Below are 17175 nucleotides of genomic sequence, written 5' to 3'. Positions count from 1 at the left end.
AACGTCGCCGGATACGCTTGAGCGTATCTTGCATTCTTTCCAAAGAAAGAACTTGTCAGCATGATGTGCATTGTTAAAGAGCAGACTGTTCGAAAACAGTGATAATTCCTCGTCGTCGACGCTGCTTGACGAAGCCTTATCACTACTCACGATGGATCGCGATAACCGATGGGGGAGAATGGTGGAGCCAAGCGGGATCGAACCGCTGACCTCCTGCGTGCAAGGCAGGCGCTCTCCCAGCTGAGCTATGGCCCCATCGAATGGTGGGTCTGGGCAGACGCGAAAGACCCCGGCGCCCTCACCCTCCTCTTTATTTCACCCCAGTGGGGGCGCTCTCACCCACTGAGCGAGAAGAGTGGTGGGTCTGGGCAGACTCGAACTGCCGACCTCACCCTTATCAGGGGTGCGCTCTAACCAACTGAGCTACAGACCCGCAGGTCCCGCTGGGCCTATACCCCAACAGTCTTTGCTCTATCTGATCAGGTAATTCAGTGTGGGCACTTGCCGGGCAAGGCGGTCATCGGTTAAGGAGGTGATCCAGCCGCAGGTTCCCCTACGGCTACCTTGTTACGACTTCACCCCAGTCATGAACCACACCGTGGTGATCGCCCTCCTAAGTTAGGCTAACCACTTCTGGTGCAGTCCACTCCCATGGTGTGACGGGCGGTGTGTACAAGGCCCGGGAACGTATTCACCGTGACATTCTGATTCACGATTACTAGCGATTCCGACTTCACGGAGTCGAGTTGCAGACTCCGATCCGGACTGAGGCCGGCTTTCTGGGATTGGCTTCACGTCGCCGCTTCGCAACCCTTTGTACCGGCCATTGTAGCACGTGTGTAGCCCTACCCGTAAGGGCCATGATGACTTGACGTCGTCCCCACCTTCCTCCGGTTTGTCACCGGCAGTCTCCCTAGAGTTCCCGACCGAATCGCTGGCAAATAGGGATAGGGGTTGCGCTCGTTACGGGACTTAACCCAACATTTCACAACACGAGCTGACGACAGCCATGCAGCACCTGTCTCTGCGCTCCCGAAGGCACCCCGAGATCTCTCTCGGGTTCGCAGGATGTCAAGGGTAGGTAAGGTTCTTCGCGTTGCATCGAATTAAACCACATGCTCCACCGCTTGTGCGGGCCCCCGTCAATTCATTTGAGTTTTAACCTTGCGGCCGTACTCCCCAGGCGGTCGACTTATCGCGTTAACTGCGCCACCAAGTCCTCAAGGGACCCAACGGCTAGTCGACATCGTTTACGGCGTGGACTACCAGGGTATCTAATCCTGTTTGCTACCCACGCTTTCGCACCTCAGTGTCAGTGTCAGTCCAGAAGGCCGCCTTCGCCACTGGTATTCCTCCCGATCTCTACGCATTTCACCGCTACACCGGGAATTCCACCTTCCTCTCCTGCACTCTAGCCTGCCCGTTCCGGATGCCATTCCCAGGTTGAGCCCGGGGCTTTCACACCCGGCGTGACACGCCACCTACGCGCGCTTTACGCCCAGTAATTCCGATTAACGCTTGCACCCTCCGTATTACCGCGGCTGCTGGCACGGAGTTAGCCGGTGCTTCTTCTGCGGGTGATGTCGCTCGTGGCGGCTATTAACCACCACGCCTTCTTCCCCGCTGAAAGTGCTTTACAACCCGAGGGCCTTCTTCACACACGCGGCATGGCTGGATCAGGGTTCCCCCCATTGTCCAATATTCCCCACTGCTGCCTCCCGTAGGAGTTCGGGCCGTGTCTCAGTCCCGATGTGGCTGATCATCCTCTCAGACCAGCTACGGATCGTCGCCTTGGTGAGCCGTTACCTCACCAACCAGCTAATCCGACATAGGCTCATCCAATAGTGCGAGGCCAAATGGTCCCCCGCTTTCCCCCGTAGGGCGTATGCGGTATTAGCCTGGGTTTCCCCAGGTTATCCCCCGCTACTGGGTAGATTCCTATGCATTACTCACCCGTCCGCCGCTCGCCACCAGAAAGCAAGCTTTCCGTGCTGCCGCTCGACTTGCATGTGTTAGGCCTGCCGCCAGCGTTCAATCTGAGCCATGATCAAACTCTTCAGTTAAAAGCTTGATAGTCCTTGCCTTCCCCAACGGGAAGAAGCGGACCAATCTCGGTTCAAGTCAAACGTCTCTTTGACGAGTCGCTTGTCTTGCATAAGAGATAACACCCCTCACGCCAACAAGCGCCCACATGAATTACCTGATCGATTGTTAAAGAGCAGCTGCTGCAGCCAGAGTGGCCTCAGCAGCGGATGCGTACTTTACGACCCCAAACGATAAAGCGCAAGGGGTAAAATGAAAAAACTTAAGCCTTCCGACGATTGCCGCGAATCTTGCGTGTCAGGGCCATAATAGGGCCGGATAGCACGTAGGCGCCGAACAATAGTAGCAGCATGACCGAGGGTTCGACGGAAATCACTACGAACGCCAGTACAATGGCCAGTAGCACAACAAAAGGTACCGGACCCTTGGGATCGACATCCTTGAAGCTGTAATAGCGAATATTGCTGACCATCAGCAGGCCGGCCGCGGCCACAACCACCAGCATCCAGACTTTATAGCCCAAGGCTTCCGCGTCGAAGCTATGAAACGTCCAGACGCTTGCAGCCACCACCGCCGCCGCGGAGGGACTCGGCAAGCCGATAAACCATTTCTTGTCGGTAGAACCTAGTTGGACGTTGAAGCGAGCCAGGCGCAGCGCCGCGCAGGCCATGAAGAGAAAAGCCACGATCCAGCCGGTCTTGCCAATATCCTGCAGTATCCAGGTAAAGGCCACAAGCGCCGGGGCAACGCCGAAGGACAGCATATCCGCCAGGCTATCGTATTCCGCACCGAAGGCGCTTTGCGTATTGGTCATCCTGGCCACACGTCCATCCAGTCCGTCGAGCACCATGGAGACGAAGATGGCAATGGCGGCGGCGGTAAAGTCGCCATCGATCCCCGCCACCACCGCAAAGAACCCGGAAAACAAGGCGGAAGTCGTAAACAGGTTCGGCAGCAGATAGATTCCTTTACGCCTTATCTTCTTGCCATCTTCGACAGACTCTTCCACCACTTCGGTTTCACGGAGAAAAGTGGCGGTGATATCTTCGTCCGATTCCTTTTCGCTATCTTCGTGATTGGGCTTGCTGAAATCCTGATTCATAAGGCCTCATCCGTTGATTGGTAAAACGCCTCTTGCAATGATGCCTTATTCTACACAGAGTTCGAGACAACAATAGCCGCTCATGAAAAAGGCGCGGATATCCGCGCCTTTTCACCATCTTCTGTTTGCTTGTTCGGGCTCGCCACAAACAACGCTATTAATGAGGGCGTAGCGATTTAGTTCTTGGATTTGTCCACCAGCTGGTTGGCGGCGATCCAGGGCATCATGGCCCGCAGCTTGGCACCGACCTGCTCGATGTCGTGTTCCGCGTTCAAGCGACGGCGCGCGGTCATCGACGGATAATTGCTGTTGCCTTCGTTGATGAACATCTTAGCGTATTCGCCGGTCTGAATACGCTTGAGCGCATTGCGCATCGCCGCCCGGGACTGTTCGTTGATGATTTCCTGACCGGTCACGTACTCGCCGTATTCCGCATTATTGGAAATGGAATAGTTCATGTTGGCGATGCCGCCCTCGTACATCAGATCGACGATCAGTTTGAGTTCGTGCAGACACTCGAAGTAGGCCATCTCCGGGGCATAGCCCGCCTCGGTCAGCGTCTCGAAGCCTGCCTTGACCAGTTCCACCGCGCCGCCGCAGAGCACCGCCTGCTCGCCGAACAGGTCGGTCTCGGTTTCATCCTTGAAGGTGGTTTCGATGATACCGCTACGCCCGCCGCCAATGGCCGCCGCATAGGATAGTGCTAGTTCCTTGGCGTTACCGGAGGCGTCCTGATGCACGGCGATCAGGTCCGGAATGCCGCCCCCCTTAACGAATTCGGAACGCACCGTATGACCCGGTGCCTTGGGGGCGATCATTATAACGTCCAGATCCTGACGCGGCTCGACCTGGTTGTAATGGATATTGAAACCGTGAGCGAAGGCCAGGGTTGCGCCTTCCTTGAGATTCGGCTCGACTTCCTGCTCGTAGATGGCCTTCTGGTTTTCGTCCGGCGCCAAAATCATGACAACATCCGCGCTCTTGCAGGCATCCGCCACGGAAGCGACCTGCAATCCGGCGTTTTCTGCCTTGGCCGCGGAGGAAGATCCGTGACGCAGCGCCACGGTCACATCGACGCCGGATTCCTTGAGGTTATTGGCATGGGCATGGCCCTGGGAACCATAGCCGACGATGGCGACTTTCTTGCCTTGGATAAGTGAGAGATCGCAATCCTTATCGTAATAAACGCGCATGAAGTGTTCCTTGAATCAGGTGGGCTGAACGACGATGGATTCACCATACGACAGGCAAAGCGTTGCGTAAAACGCTATATTTGCAACGTAATAAACCACCTGATGAAACACTGCCATGGATTTACGCTCGCTGAACCACTTTTTACGTCTCGCGGAGCTTCTGCATTTCGGGCGCGCCAGCAATGCCTGCCATATCAGCCCTTCCACCCTGAGCCGCTCGATTCGCCAACTCGAGGAAAGCCTAGGCGCGGCGCTCTTCGAGCGTGACAATCGTCATGTTGTACTGACCCCCCAGGGCCGGCGCTTTGTCGATTATGCGCGGGAAACCCTGGAACAATGGGAACTGATCCGTAACGCTCTGATGGAAGAGAGCGATGCCCTGAGCGGCGAGATCAGCATCTACTGCTCTGTCACCGCCAGCTATAGCTTTCTGTATGAACTGCTCAGCGATTTCCGAAGACGCCATCCGCGTATCGAACTCAAGCTTCACACCGGCGACCCGGCGGATTCAATGGCTCGGGTGCTGGCCGGCGACGAAGATATCGCCATCACCCCTCGCCCGCGCCGACCGCCGGAAAACTTGGCCTTCAAATCACTGACCACCTCACCTCTGGTCTTTATTGCCCCACGGGATGGCGCCGACTGGCAGCCGCGTCATCCCGAGGAACCCACCGCCGAGCAGTGGTCCAGCGTGCCGATGATCCTTTCGGAAACGGGGCTTTCTCGGGAATACAGCGATACCTGGTTTCGCGCCTTGGGCATCACGCCGCATATCTACGCCCAGGTCGCCGGCAACGAGGCCATCGTCAGCATGGTAGGCCTCGGTTTCGGTATCGGCATAGTGCCACGTATCGTGCTCGACAACAGCCCTCTGGCGAACCGCATACGTGTGCTGCCGGTCAAGCCGGAGCTGCCTTACTACGACGTAGGCTTGTGCGTCGCCAAGCGCCGTCTGAAAAATCCGCTGATCCGCGCCTTATGGGCGGAGGTGCACAACAGAAGCGCATAAAAAAGCCGCTCCGGAGAGCGGCTTATCAATTATCGAGAGATCGAAACCGGCTACAGCGCCAGCACCTTTTCCCCGCGAGCAATGCCCGAAACCCCGGTACGCGCGACCTCGAGGATGCCCATCGGCGACATGGCCTGCAGGAAGGCATCCAGCTTGCCCGCGTCTCCGGTGATCTGCACCGTGTACAGGTGCGGCGTCACGTCGACGATCTGCGCCCGGAAGACATCCGCGGTACGCTTGACCTCGTCCCGTGCGGCACCCAAGGCCTTGACCTTGACCAGCATCATCTCCCGCTCGACATGGTTGCCTTCGGTCAAGTCCACCAGCTTGACTACATCGATCAGCTTGTTGAGATGCTTGGTGATCTGCTCGATGACCCGATCATCGCCCTGGGTCGTCACCGTGAGACGTGACAGGGACGGATCCTCGGTAGGCGCCACATTGAGCGACTCGATGTTGTAATTGCGCTGGGCGAACAGCCCCACCACGCGGGACAGGGCGCCGGGCTCGTTTTCCATCAGGATCGAAATGATATGGCGCATCAGGTCCGCTCCGTCTTCGAAAGCAGCATGTCACGCATGGAGCCTAACGGCACATGCATCGGGTAAACGTGTTCCCGCGGGTCCACGTAGACATCGAGAAACACCAGTTCGCGAGTATCGACGAGCATCTTCTCCAGCGCAGGCTCAAGCTCGTCCGAACGCTCGACCCGGATGTAAGTGAAATCGTAGGCCTGGAGCAATTTCTCGAAATCCGGCATGGACTCCACATAGGAATGAGCGTGACGCGACTTGTAGTTCAAGTCCTGCCACTGGCGCACCATGCCCAGGGAGCCGTTGTTGAGATTGATGATCTTGACCCCGACCCCGTACTGCTTACAGGTCGAAAGCTCCTGCATCATCATCTGGAAGCTGCCTTCCCCGGTGATACAGACCACATCCTCTTCCGGATAGCTCTTCTTGATGCCCATGGCGGCGGGAAACCCGAAGCCCATGGTACCGAGCCCGCCGGAAGTGATGAAGCGATTGGGCTTGTCGAACTTGTAGTACTGGGCGGCGAACATCTGGTGCTGGCCGACATCCGTGGTGATAAATGCTTCACCCCGAGTGATCTTGCATAGCGCCTCGATCACCGCCTGGGGCTTCAAGGGCTCACCATCTTCGGAAGGCTCATAGAGCTTGCCGCGACGCTCCTCCCGCCAGCCGTCGATCTTCTGCCACCACTCCGCCAGGGCTTCCGGATTCTGCAGCTCCTTGCCCTGCACCAGACTGATCATCTCGTTGATCACACTCTGAGCCGGGCCGACGATAGGCACGTCCGCCCGTACGGTCTTGGAAATCGAACTGGGGTCGATATCCACATGTATGGTTTTCGCCGTGGGGCAGAACTTGGAGGTGTTGTTGGTCACTCGATCATCAAAACGCGCGCCGATGGCGATCACCAGATCCGCGTGGTGCATGGCCATGTTCGCCTCATAGGAGCCGTGCATGCCCAGCCAGCTCAAGGACTGGCGATCGCTCTGCGGATAGGCGCCGATACCCATCAAAGTGGTGGTGATCGGAAAACCGAGGTGGCGGACCAGATCCGTCAGCCCTTCGCTGGCGTTGCCGGTGACTACACCGCCGCCGGTATAGAACACCGGGCGTCGCGCCCGCAGCATCAGGTCCACGGCCTTCTTGATCTGGCCAGTATGGCCGCGAGCCACCGGATTGTAGGAGCGCATCTTCACCTTCTTGGGGTAGACGTACTCATAACGCTCCGTGGGCGCGGTCATGTCCTTGGGAATATCCACCACCACCGGGCCGGGCCGTCCGGTGGAAGCCAGGTAATAGGCCTTTTTCAGCACTTCCGGAATCTCGGACGGATGACGGATCGAGAAGCTGTGCTTCACGATCGGTCGGGTCACGCCGATAATATCGGTTTCCTGGAAGGCATCGTCACCGATCAGGTGACTGGCGACCTGGCCGCACAATACCACCATGGGAATCGAATCCATGTAGGCGGTAGCGATGCCGGTGACCGCGTTGGTCGCGCCGGGACCGGAAGTGACCAGTACCGTGCCCGGCTTGCCGGAAGCCCGAGCGTAACCATCCGCCGCGTGAGTGGCGGCCTGTTCGTGTCGCACCAGTATGTGCTTGACTTTGTCTTGGCGAAACAGCGCGTCATAGATATGCAGCGCCGCGCCGCCGGGATAGCCGTAGATATATTCGATGCCCTCATCCTGCAGGAAGCGAGCGATCATATCGGCGCCGGAAAGCAATTCCACGTGTATTTCTCCCCTGGAGGTCTCGAGTGCGATTTTCGCAGCGCTAACAGGCTGCAAAATTCGAGTGCGGCGGTATGCCGCTGCCGGTCACGCCGGCACCTGATGCCAAACCCTGGCGTTCTTGGGCCCGGTTGGGGCCTGCACTCTCATCGCGGTGTTTTGCCGCTTGGGGGGCGTTGGCCAGGCCAGGCGGATAAGCCCTAACCTGGTGTCCTTCGGCGGGTAAAGGCGCGTTCGCCTACCCTTCGCGCGGCACTCCGGGGGTCTCCCGCTAAGCCGCGCCCGCAATCAGGAACCTCAAAGGTTCCAATAGCCGTCGAAGGCTGTCAACCGGCGGCGCATATTGCAGCGCAAAAAAATATGATCGAGCGCCGGGCCGAATGATCAAGTCGCCGTGATTTTCGCCAGTAACTGGCTGCGACTACCGACATCCAACTTGTCGTAAATCCGTCGCGTGTGGGTAACGACAGTATGCTTGCTCATGTTCATTCGGGCGGCAATCTGCTCGTTGGAAACGTCCATCGCCAATAGCAGGCAAATCTGCATCTGCCGTCGCGACAGAGCGGGCATGGCACCCAGCCGTCGAAGTATTCGTACCGTTAGCGGCTCCTGAAAACGCAGATGGACGCCGATCAGCGATGCTGGCTCCGGCGAGGGCTGGTGCAGTCCATCGTTATTCAACCAATAGGCGCGAAAGACAAAGCCGCCCAGCTCATTGCGATGATGATAGACCGGCGGTGTTCGCTCGAGCGTCCCCCTGGAGAAAACTCTGTAAAGACGCCGACACAGCCGTATGACCGGGAAAGGCAAACGCAGTTCGGCGCTATGGGTTCGCCAGGAGATGACCGGTCGTGTTGCCATGATCAGCAGGCGGCGCGCCTCCTTGGAAAGATGACATATTCGGCCTTCGAGATCGACGACGATCAGGCCCTCCCGTTCGGTATCCATCAGCGATGCTTCACTGCGCGGCGCGGCGGTCAACGCATGAGCGACGAAGGGCATCAAGCGTTCCAGCGGACGTGCTTGCTCGAAGCTGAACTCGGGGTCCCTCTCGGTACGGTGCAGACCGAAGCCACCGAGCGCGACGCCTGCTTCACGTACGACGACATTGAGACCTTGATGCAAGTTGGCCGGGCGAAGAAACAGGTTGTAATAATCGTGGCGATAGTAGCTGCGCCGATCGCTCTTGAGCCTATCCTCTAGCAACAACACGGTCCTGCGGCCATTGACTCGGCTGCGCATGACATCGCGAAAGGAAACGACAACCTCCTCTTCCCGCCGGTTGTACATCTGCTCGAAGTAGAAAGGCAGGAGTGGCAGCAGCTCGTCCATGTTTTCCGCGTAACTGTTGCGCATTTCACCCCGAGGCCCCGACCAGGTGAAGCAGTTGGCGTAGGAAGGAACAAGGTCGTGCATGGCTTCCAGTATCGCCGGCATGATCACCTCGCCCCCCAACCCCAGGCAGCAAAGCTGTTTGATACGCGCCTCGGCGCTAGCAACTGGATCCATGGTACTTACGAGACGTACCGATGGCTAGATCGACGTATCTCGCCCTGCAAGTTTAAATTACCGAATGTAACAGTTAAGCAATAATAATGTAGCACTGAAGGTGACGTTTTTCCTGTCGTGTATCTGATATTAAGCAACTCACAAGCATTAGATGAGCGCCGTACAAAGCCTGAACAGCCAGGTTCAGTACAACAATAAATTGCTCCAGGGGAGTGTAAAAAATGGCGAACATCAACACTTTGGCTTTCGAGGAACTCACGGCGCTAGGACTTTCGGCCGCGGACGCACGACGAATAACGAGACGTCGCGAAGCCTCCATCATCATGAGCCTTGGCGATCTCGAGGGTCTGGAACTTTCTCGAGAAGGCTGGGCACGCCTAGACAACCTGTCCGAACGAGGCGAGATCGTCTTCGGCGCTCCGGCACGGACCGGTTTTGCATTTTCCTTCGAGTTCAACCCCAAACTTGCGGACATAAGCCTGCTGATCGGCGCGAAATACAACGACACGGAGGGAACGGATCAGATCGTCGAAAGAGAGATGACGGCCTCCGTTCCCGAGAGGCTAGAGCAACGTGACGTCAATCTCGACAAGCCGGTCTCGCTATGGGTCCGCACACGCGATGGAGGCAATCTACTGGCGCGGAGTTACACGCCGCAGGAACTCCTCGAGCGCCGGGATGGCCCCATCGCCTATGCGCATCATGAAATCGATCTCCTGCCCCTGGTGCTTCCGGAAATTCGGCGTTTTCAACGTGCCGGCCTATACATGGTGCCGGCACAACCGGCGTATCGCTTCGATGGTTACCGGCTTAGTGCAACGCCGGTGGGGAGCGCGACTGCGCCTCTAATCCGCGAACTCCTCGCGATCCAGTCACTCGCGACGGCGGCAGTGAAGATCGATCCACAAAGCGAGCAGACGGCGCAAAAACTGGCGGCTTTCCCCCTTGCACCGGTCCGTCTCGATTTCGACGGCAGTTTCTCGATCGATCAACCCGTCCCGGCGATCGAGGGTCCGATCGGCTGGGCGTGGTTCCTTACCGGACCAGCCTTCTTCTTCGGCTTTCAGGCCGACGCCGAGCTTGAGAAGGCGCGACGAAACATCGTCATTCTTCTACCGACCTTCGCGCTGCCAGACGTCACCACGGACGACGTCCCGATGGACGCGGACGAGCAGGCGATCCTCAATCGTCCCGATATCTTCGCCGATGACCCAGGTGTCGTCTGCAAACCTTTTGATAACCCCGGGCGCATCCTCGGCGAGCGCCGTTTCTCCACCGTACTGAGAGTCACCGATCCGGAGATCGGCCTCGAGTCCTTGAGTCGTCGAGAAGTAGGACGCACCGCCGCCATCCCCTGGGAAGAAGACCCGACACGTTATCAGGCCGTCAGTCTCTCCAGAGGCCATATCCTCGACATGCGCGTGCGTTATCGCTCGAACGGTTATTCCCTGGGCGACGTCGCCCACTCCATGACCCTCGCGCCGCGCCAGACCCGACGTATCGTAAAAGTGGACTGGGACAGGCGAGAACGCGCCAGTCGCCGGGAGGCACAGCTCAGCGAGGATGAAGTCAGTCAGATAACCCTCCGCGACCGAAGCTACACGGATGCGGTGGAGTCCAGCTTGAATGAATGGAGCAAGGGCGGGTCCAAGTCTTCTACCACGGCGGGAGCCGCCGGCATTGGATTCGCCGCCGGGCCCGTAGTGATCGGCGGCGGCGCGGCTCACTCTTCGTCGAGTTCTTCCTCCTGGCAGCGGGGCGGACGCGACGTCAGCGCGTCCGAGGAGCAGAACCTGCGTGACGCGATCCGACAATACGGCGATTCACTGCGCGCCTTCGAGGCGACGGTGGTCACCGAGGTCGAGCAGAGCGAAAGCGCCGAGGGGGTCAGCGAAGTCGTTCGCAATATCAATTATTGCCACGCCCTCAGCATCGTCTATTACCAGATACTGCGACATCTTCGCATCGACACGGAAGTGGCGGGGGTGAACGAGTGTGTCTTCGTTCCTTTCAAAATCACCCGCTTCGACGACGCGCGGCTGAAACAGCATCGCGACTCGCTGTATCGCTATATTCGCGACCGGGAACAGCGCATCGCCCTTCGCCATATCGAGCATGCTCCGCGATTCGTGATCCCGGAAATTCCCGGCACGGCTCGCAAGGACCAGGCCCTCACCATTCTTCGCGGCTCCATTCAACTGCGTCTTGGAATCACGCGACCGACAGAGGGCGATATCGCGGATCAGGTCGAGGAAGGCACCACTCGCGAGAAATCCGAAACGCCACGCTTCAAGGAACTCATCAGGCGCTATGACCGCTATGCGCCTTTCCTGCCAATGGCGCCCACGGAAATCGTTCATAACCTTCTCGACATCACCGAGAGTGAACGTGACCGCTACTTTCAACGCAGTATCGCGCCACACATCGCTCGGCGCTTTGTCGACAAGATGCGCCTCGGCTACGATGATCGTGGAACGACCACGCTCATCGACACGGCGGATTTCACCCTGGCCACGACCTATCGCTATGGCTATACGATCCGCGTCGACTTTCAGGTGCGAGGCCCTTCCGACCTCACTCGCGGCAAGACCGAGAAATTGATCGTTCAGGCTCCGGATGCCGCGGACGTACTATTGCCCGAGCGCTCCTTCGCCGACGTGACCGGGGGACGGATCGAGGCCGCCACCGACCTTTACGAACGGCGAATCGTCGCCCGTGGCGGTGGTCGCGACGATCTGCTCGACCCTGCCTCCGGTGAGCCGACCACGGATGGCGCACTGCTGACCTTTCCGACCAGTGCCTATGAAGAACGCAACGATCGGGACGAAGTCAAGGCAGCTCACAGGACGCTGCTCGATACGCTCAATCGGGATCTCTATCGCTACCACAAGCTCATCTGGTGGCAAATGGACCGCGACGAACTCTATGCCCTGCTCGACGGCTTTGAAACCCAGGATGCCTTCGGTGAAAAGCGTAGCCTCGCGGGAATAGTCGAGCGCCGCCCCATCGGCATTCTCGGCAACACGCTGGTTTTCCGTGTCTCACCCGGTATCGTGCTCGATGAGGATCTCAAGACCCCCGAGGCGCTGCTTGCTTTCTACAGCGACGGTTCACATAGAGACCCGCTACGGGTAAGCCTGCCTACAAGCGGCCTTTATGCGCGGGCCCACATGGACTCCTGCAGTGCCTGCGAACGTCACGAGGGGACCACCGACTGGGTACTCGACAACCCCGAGCCCGAACTCGCCGACCTTCCCGCCTCGCTGCTGCAGTCAAGGCGCGCGGCACCCGTCTCGACGACCCCGACGCAGCTGCCCGAGACGATCATCAATCTGCAGAACGCCCCCGACGCGCCTCAGACGGCGGGGCTCGGTGACATCCTGAGAACGGTGTCGAGCTCCGGCGCCTTTCGTGACATGGCCGGTCTGGCCGGCACCCAGGAAAATGTTCGTGCCGGCCTGCAGAGCGCCACCAGCCTCGCCGCCGGCTTCGGCAACATGGCCCATCAGCAGGCGATGGCCCGTCTCGCGTCAGATGCCAGTGCCGCCAAGGAAGTCGCCGCGGTGGCCGCGGCGAACCAGGCGGCAGTTGAAATGGGCGCCAGTACCGAAGATGCCGCACGCAGGTCAACCGAGACCTTCATGCAGCGCAAGGCCGAGGGTCTTGCCAAGGAACAAGCGAAGCGGGTCGCCGACCGAGCGGATGAAATCATTCGCGGTGAAGGTGGCGGCACCCAGACTACCGTCACCGAAGATGGCGTGCAGACCGTGCACAAGGAGCCCGAGCCGAAGCGCCAGCCCGATCCGACAGCGCCCTATTCGGTAGTGCCGATTCCGGGAACCCATCAGATACTGTTCATGAACTTCGACACCGGAAAATCCCGCCTCAAGGCGGATCATGTCCGCGCCCTCGAGATACTCACTGGCGAGATCGGGCTGGAACTCGAGAACGTGGTCACCATCGAGGGCCATGCCAGCACATCCGGTACCGAGGAAGATAACTACAGCCTCGGGCAGGACCGCGCACGCGCGCTCTTCGACAAGCTCTATCGGCTGGCCGAGGCCATCGGCACGCCGCCGAACTACACGCCTGAGTTTCTGCGCTCCACGGGAGAAGAAGGCAGCTATCGCGAGCGCTTCCGCGGCGTGAAAAAGATTGCCGAGACTCCCGGCGATGGGCATCGCAACGATCCGGTCGAGAAAGCGGTACTGTTCACCTTCAAGCCTTCGACGGATGTCTCGCTTGAACCGAAAGTCGTGAACTTCTTCGGAGTGGAGATCACCATCTCGGGGCACTTCATCATCATCGGCAATACCATCGTCGCCTCCACGCCTCAGGGCGATGTCAACGTCGTTGATCGCTCGACCACCACCGTCAAGACAACCAGCGTCACCACCGAGCAGATCACCGAGGATAGCCGGGTCTACAATATCAACGTCGAACCCGGCGGTATCCTCAACATGGCAACGGATCAGGGGAATCTGGCCGTGAATATCGACCAGAGCACCGGACAGTTCGGTACCCCATTGGTGGAAACCGCTGCAGAAGCACAGGAGCACAGGGATTGGCTACTGCAGTTTTCAAGCCCCGAGATCGAGGAAAGCTCCGAGCGAAGCCTGCTGGACATGGTTCGCGAGATCACCGGCATCGCCGCGTCGCTGACCGAGACACCGACCAACGCACCCGGCATCCTTGTCGACATCCTGACAGCGCTCGCGGGGGCCGCGGACGACGAGGACCCCGTTGATATCTTTCTCGAGAAGCTCGGGCTGGACGCCGTGAAGCCGCTGCTAGAGACAGTGAGATTCGGCAATATCAAGCTGAAAGCCGAGTTCAAGGTGGCCAGCGACCCGGATACCAAGGCCGAGGGCACCCTGAGCGCTTCCGGCGTCGTGATAGGCACAACCAAGAAAGCACCGGGGGCGATCGTTCTCAACAATGCTCCCTATCCGACATCGAAAGCCCTCAAGGCCAGCCGCTGGGATGATCAGACCAACCTCCGCGACTTCGTCTATGTCTCCAACGTGATCGGCTCGCAAGCAACGGCCATCGCCGAGGCGCTGCTGAGCATCGTGGAAATGCTGCCCTTCCTGCCTGGCCATACGCTGATGGAACCGGTGAGGCGAGTCATGGCGCGGCTGAAGGGAGCGCTTGACCGCCTTGGCACCGGCTCGCAGGTTCGCTTCAAGGCCTTCGAGCAGGACACCGCGCTCGAGGCTCGGGAGCCCGTCGCCATGCCCAGCGGCGCGGAGATGCAGCTTGTGGTAATGACGCCGACAATGATTGCCTTCAACGACGACTGAGCCTGCTCGTTCGACCAGCGCCAGCCGACAAAAAAGCCCGCCGGGGAGGCGGGCCAAGGAGGGCATGAGAACTCTTCAGGTATTGGTTTACTTGCTGAACTTGAGGTGGCCATCTTTCGTGGTGACATGAATGGTGTCGCCGGGCAGGAACTTGCCGGCCAGCAAGTCTTGGGCAAGCGGGTTCTCGATGCGGCTCTGGATCGCCCGCTTGAGGGGGCGAGCGCCATACACCGGATCGAAACCCACCACCGCGAGCTGCGCCATGGCGTCGTCGCTGATCTCCAGCGCCAGCTCGTGCTCCGCCAGACGCTCTCGCAGCCGCTCGAGCTGGATGCCGGCGATGGCCTGAATCTGCTCCTGGCCGAGGGCATGGAACACCACCACTTCGTCGATGCGGTTGATCAGCTCCGGACGGAAATGGTCCCCCACCACCGCCATGACCATCTCCTTCATGCGCGCGTAGCTTTGTTCCGCGTCGCTCTCGGTCTCCGCGCCCATGCGCTGGATGATGTCCGAGCCCAGATTGGAGGTCATGACGATCACCGTGTTGCGGAAGTTCACGGTGCGGCCCTGGCCGTCGGTCAGGCGCCCGTCTTCCAGCACCTGCAGCAGAATGTTGAACACATCCGCGTGAGCCTTTTCCACCTCGTCCAGCAGCAGCACCGAGTAAGGCTTGCGGCGCACCGCCTCGGTCAGATAGCCGCCTTCCTCGTAGCCTACGTAGCCCGGGGGCGCACCGATCAGCCGAGCCACGCTGTGCTTTTCCATGAATTCGGACATGTCGACGCGCACCATGGCTTCTTCCGTATCGAACAGGAAGTTCGCCAAGGCCTTGCACAGCTCGGTCTTGCCTACCCCGGTGGGACCAAGGAACAGGAAGGAACCGCTGGGCCGATTGGGATCCGCGAGCCCCGCCCGAGAGCGGCGCACCGCATTGGCCACCGCGGAAACCGCTTCATGCTGGCCGATCACCCGCTCGTGCAGCGCCTCCTCCATGCGCAAGAGCTTGTCCCGCTCGCCTTCGAGCATCTTGGAGACCGGAATGCCGGTCCAGCGGGAGACCACCTCCGCCACCTCTTCCTCGGTGACGCTGGAGCGCAGCAGCTTATGCTGCACCGTGCCGGACGCCTCGCTTGCCTCGCTCTCGGCGATCTTGCGCTCGAGTTCCGGAATCACCCCGTACTGCAGCTCGGACATGCGTCCCAGATCCCCCTGGCGCTTGGCGGCGTCCAGTTCGACCCGGGCCTTGTCGAGTTCCGCCTTGAACTGAGCGGCACCCTCAATGCTGGCCTTCTCGGATTTCCACACCTCCTCGAGATCCGCGTACTCTCGAGAGAGCTCGTCGATTTCCGCCTCCAGCGCATCCAGACGCTTGCGAGACGCCTCGTCGGTTTCCTTCTTCAGCGCCTCCCGTTCCATCTTGAGCTGAATCAGGCGTCGATCGAGCCGATCCATCTCCTCCGGCATGGAATCCAGCTCCATACGAATTCGCGAGGAGGCTTCGTCGATCAGATCGATGGCCTTGTCCGGCAGCTTGCGATCGGTGATATAGCGCGCGGAAAGCTTGGCCGCGGCGATGATCGCCGAGTCGGTGATGTTGAGTCGGTGGTGAACCTCGTAGCGCTCCTTCAGGCCGCGCAGGATGGCGATGGTGTCTTCTTCGTTGGGCTCGTCCACCAGCACCTTCTGGAAGCGACGCTCCAGCGCCGCGTCCTTCTCGATGTACTGACGATACTCGTCCAGGGTGGTGGCGCCCACGCAGTGCAACTCGCCTCGGGCCAGCGCCGGCTTCAGCATGTTGCCAGCGTCCATGGATCCTTCCGCCTTGCCGGCGCCGACCATGGTGTGCAGCTCGTCGATGAACAGGATCACTCGGCCTTCTTCCTGGGCCAGCTCGTTGAGCACCGACTTGAGACGTTCCTCGAATTCGCCGCGGAACTTGGCTCCCGCCAGCAGCGCGCCCATGTCCAGGGACAGCACGCGCTTGTCCTTGAGCCCTTCCGGTACCTCGCCGTCGATGATGCGGTTGGCCAGCCCCTCGACGATGGCGGTCTTGCCTACGCCGGGCTCGCCGATCAATACCGGGTTGTTCTTGGTGCGCCGCTGCAGCACCTGAATGGTGCGACGAATCTCGTCGTCGCGACCGATCACCGGATCGAGCTTGCCTTCCGCCGCTCGAGCGGTCAGGTCCAGGGTATACTTTTCCAGCGCCTCGCGATTGTCTTCCGCGTTTGGATCATCCACCTTCTGGCCGCCGCGCAGACTGTCGATAGCGGTTTCTACCGCCTTGCGATTCAGCCCCGCCTGAGTCAGCACCCTAGTGACGGCGTGATTCATTTCCAGGGCGGCAAGCAGCACCAGTTCGCTGGCGATGAACTGATCGCCGCGCTTCTGAGCTTCTCGATCCGCCAGGTTGAACAGCCGCGCCAGATCGCGTGAGGGTTGCACCTCGCCGTCGAACTGACTGACTACCGGCAGGTTGTCCAGGTATTGGCTCAGGCCGTTGCGTAAACGCCCGGCGTCGCCGCCGGCCTTTTCCACCAGCCCGCGGATACCGCTGTCGCGATTGTCCAGCAGCGCCATCAACAGGTGGCCCGGGTCCAGCTGATTGTGTCCTTGACCCACCGCGAGGGACTGCGCATCGGCGATGGCGCCCTGGAGCTTGCCGGTAAACTTATCGAATCTCATAGACTTCCTCCATCGGGGTAACGCTGCGCTTGGACGCAGCGCGCCTCCCATGCATAGCGTTC

General features: G+C 59.5%; 8 protein-coding genes, 2 tRNA genes and 1 rRNA gene. 2 read left to right on the top strand and 9 right to left on the bottom strand.

From position 1 onward, the window contains the following. Positions 1-179: 179 nt before the first annotated feature. The 5 genes from FGL86_RS07040 to ilvC form a co-directional block, all read right to left on the bottom strand. Positions 180-255, bottom strand: a tRNA-Ala gene (locus FGL86_RS07040). A gap of 101 nt (positions 256-356) precedes the next feature. After that, positions 357-433, bottom strand: a tRNA-Ile gene (locus tag FGL86_RS07035). A gap of 92 nt (positions 434-525) precedes the next feature. Further along, positions 526-2063: ribosomal RNA gene (locus tag FGL86_RS07030) — 16S ribosomal RNA — on the bottom strand. A 242-nt stretch (positions 2064-2305) separates the two neighbouring features. Next, complete coding sequence (gene pssA, locus FGL86_RS07025; protein WP_147183909.1) at positions 2306-3145, bottom strand: CDP-diacylglycerol--serine O-phosphatidyltransferase; 840 nt, start codon at positions 3143-3145, stop codon at positions 2306-2308. Positions 3146-3321: 176 nt separating this feature from the next. Beyond that, positions 3322-4338 carry a ketol-acid reductoisomerase gene (gene ilvC / locus FGL86_RS07020; protein ID WP_147183908.1) on the bottom strand — a complete coding sequence of 339 codons (1017 nt, stop codon included), beginning with the start codon at positions 4336-4338 and terminating at the stop codon, positions 3322-3324. 115 nt (positions 4339-4453) lie between these two features. Between ilvC and ilvY the strand changes: the two genes are divergently transcribed. Then, positions 4454-5347 carry an HTH-type transcriptional activator IlvY gene (gene ilvY, locus FGL86_RS07015; protein ID WP_147183907.1) on the top strand — a complete coding sequence of 298 codons (894 nt, stop codon included), beginning with the start codon at positions 4454-4456 and terminating at the stop codon, positions 5345-5347. 50 nt (positions 5348-5397) lie between these two features. On the opposite strand, the gene ilvN is transcribed toward ilvY, so the two are convergent. The 3 genes from ilvN to FGL86_RS07000 all read right to left on the bottom strand — a co-directional run bounded on the left by ilvN (position 5398) and on the right by FGL86_RS07000 (position 9122). Further along, entirely contained in the window at positions 5398-5889 is a 492-nt protein-coding gene (ilvN, locus tag FGL86_RS07010) for an acetolactate synthase small subunit (RefSeq protein ID WP_147183906.1), read from the bottom strand. Next, positions 5889-7613: an acetolactate synthase 3 large subunit gene (locus tag FGL86_RS07005; protein WP_147183905.1), complete on the bottom strand. Its 1725-nt coding sequence runs from the start codon at positions 7611-7613 to the stop codon at positions 5889-5891. Before FGL86_RS07005 ends, ilvN begins: the two co-directional genes overlap by 1 nt. A 384-nt stretch (positions 7614-7997) precedes the next feature. Beyond that, positions 7998-9122 carry a helix-turn-helix transcriptional regulator gene (locus FGL86_RS07000; RefSeq protein WP_147183904.1) on the bottom strand — a complete coding sequence of 375 codons (1125 nt, stop codon included), beginning with the start codon at positions 9120-9122 and terminating at the stop codon, positions 7998-8000. 221 nt (positions 9123-9343) lie between these two features. Here FGL86_RS07000 and FGL86_RS06995 point away from each other — a divergent pair, with 221 nt between their 5' ends. Continuing rightward, complete coding sequence (locus tag FGL86_RS06995; RefSeq protein WP_147183903.1) at positions 9344-14425, top strand: OmpA family protein; 5082 nt, start codon at positions 9344-9346, stop codon at positions 14423-14425. Positions 14426-14512: 87 nt separating this feature from the next. Here the strand turns inward: FGL86_RS06995 and clpB are convergent, their stop codons facing one another. After that, entirely contained in the window at positions 14513-17113 is a 2601-nt protein-coding gene (clpB, locus tag FGL86_RS06990) for an ATP-dependent chaperone ClpB (protein WP_147183902.1), read from the bottom strand. Positions 17114-17175 lie beyond the last annotated feature (62 nt).

Origin of the sequence: Pistricoccus aurantiacus, assembly GCF_007954585.1 — a bacterium.
Taxonomy (GTDB): Bacteria; Pseudomonadota; Gammaproteobacteria; order Pseudomonadales; family Halomonadaceae; genus Pistricoccus; species Pistricoccus aurantiacus.
The sequence above is the reverse complement of the archived record's forward strand: the minus strand, read 5'-3'. Positions and strand labels throughout refer to the sequence as shown.

Excerpts from the sequence above, each read along its gene's own strand:
- ilvC (WP_147183908.1), bottom strand. The coding sequence starts at position 4,338 with ATGCGCGTTTATTACGATAAGGATTGCGATCTCTCACTTATCCAAGGC.
- FGL86_RS07000 (WP_147183904.1), bottom strand. The coding sequence starts at position 9,122 with ATGGATCCAGTTGCTAGCGCCGAGGCGCGTATCAAACAGCTTTGCTGC.
- FGL86_RS06995 (WP_147183903.1), top strand. The coding sequence starts at position 9,344 with ATGGCGAACATCAACACTTTGGCTTTCGAGGAACTCACGGCGCTAGGA.
- pssA (WP_147183909.1), bottom strand. The coding sequence starts at position 3,145 with ATGAATCAGGATTTCAGCAAGCCCAATCACGAAGATAGCGAAAAGGAA.
- ilvY (WP_147183907.1), top strand. The coding sequence starts at position 4,454 with ATGGATTTACGCTCGCTGAACCACTTTTTACGTCTCGCGGAGCTTCTG.
- clpB (WP_147183902.1), bottom strand. The coding sequence starts at position 17,113 with ATGAGATTCGATAAGTTTACCGGCAAGCTCCAGGGCGCCATCGCCGAT.
- ilvN (WP_147183906.1), bottom strand. The coding sequence starts at position 5,889 with ATGCGCCATATCATTTCGATCCTGATGGAAAACGAGCCCGGCGCCCTG.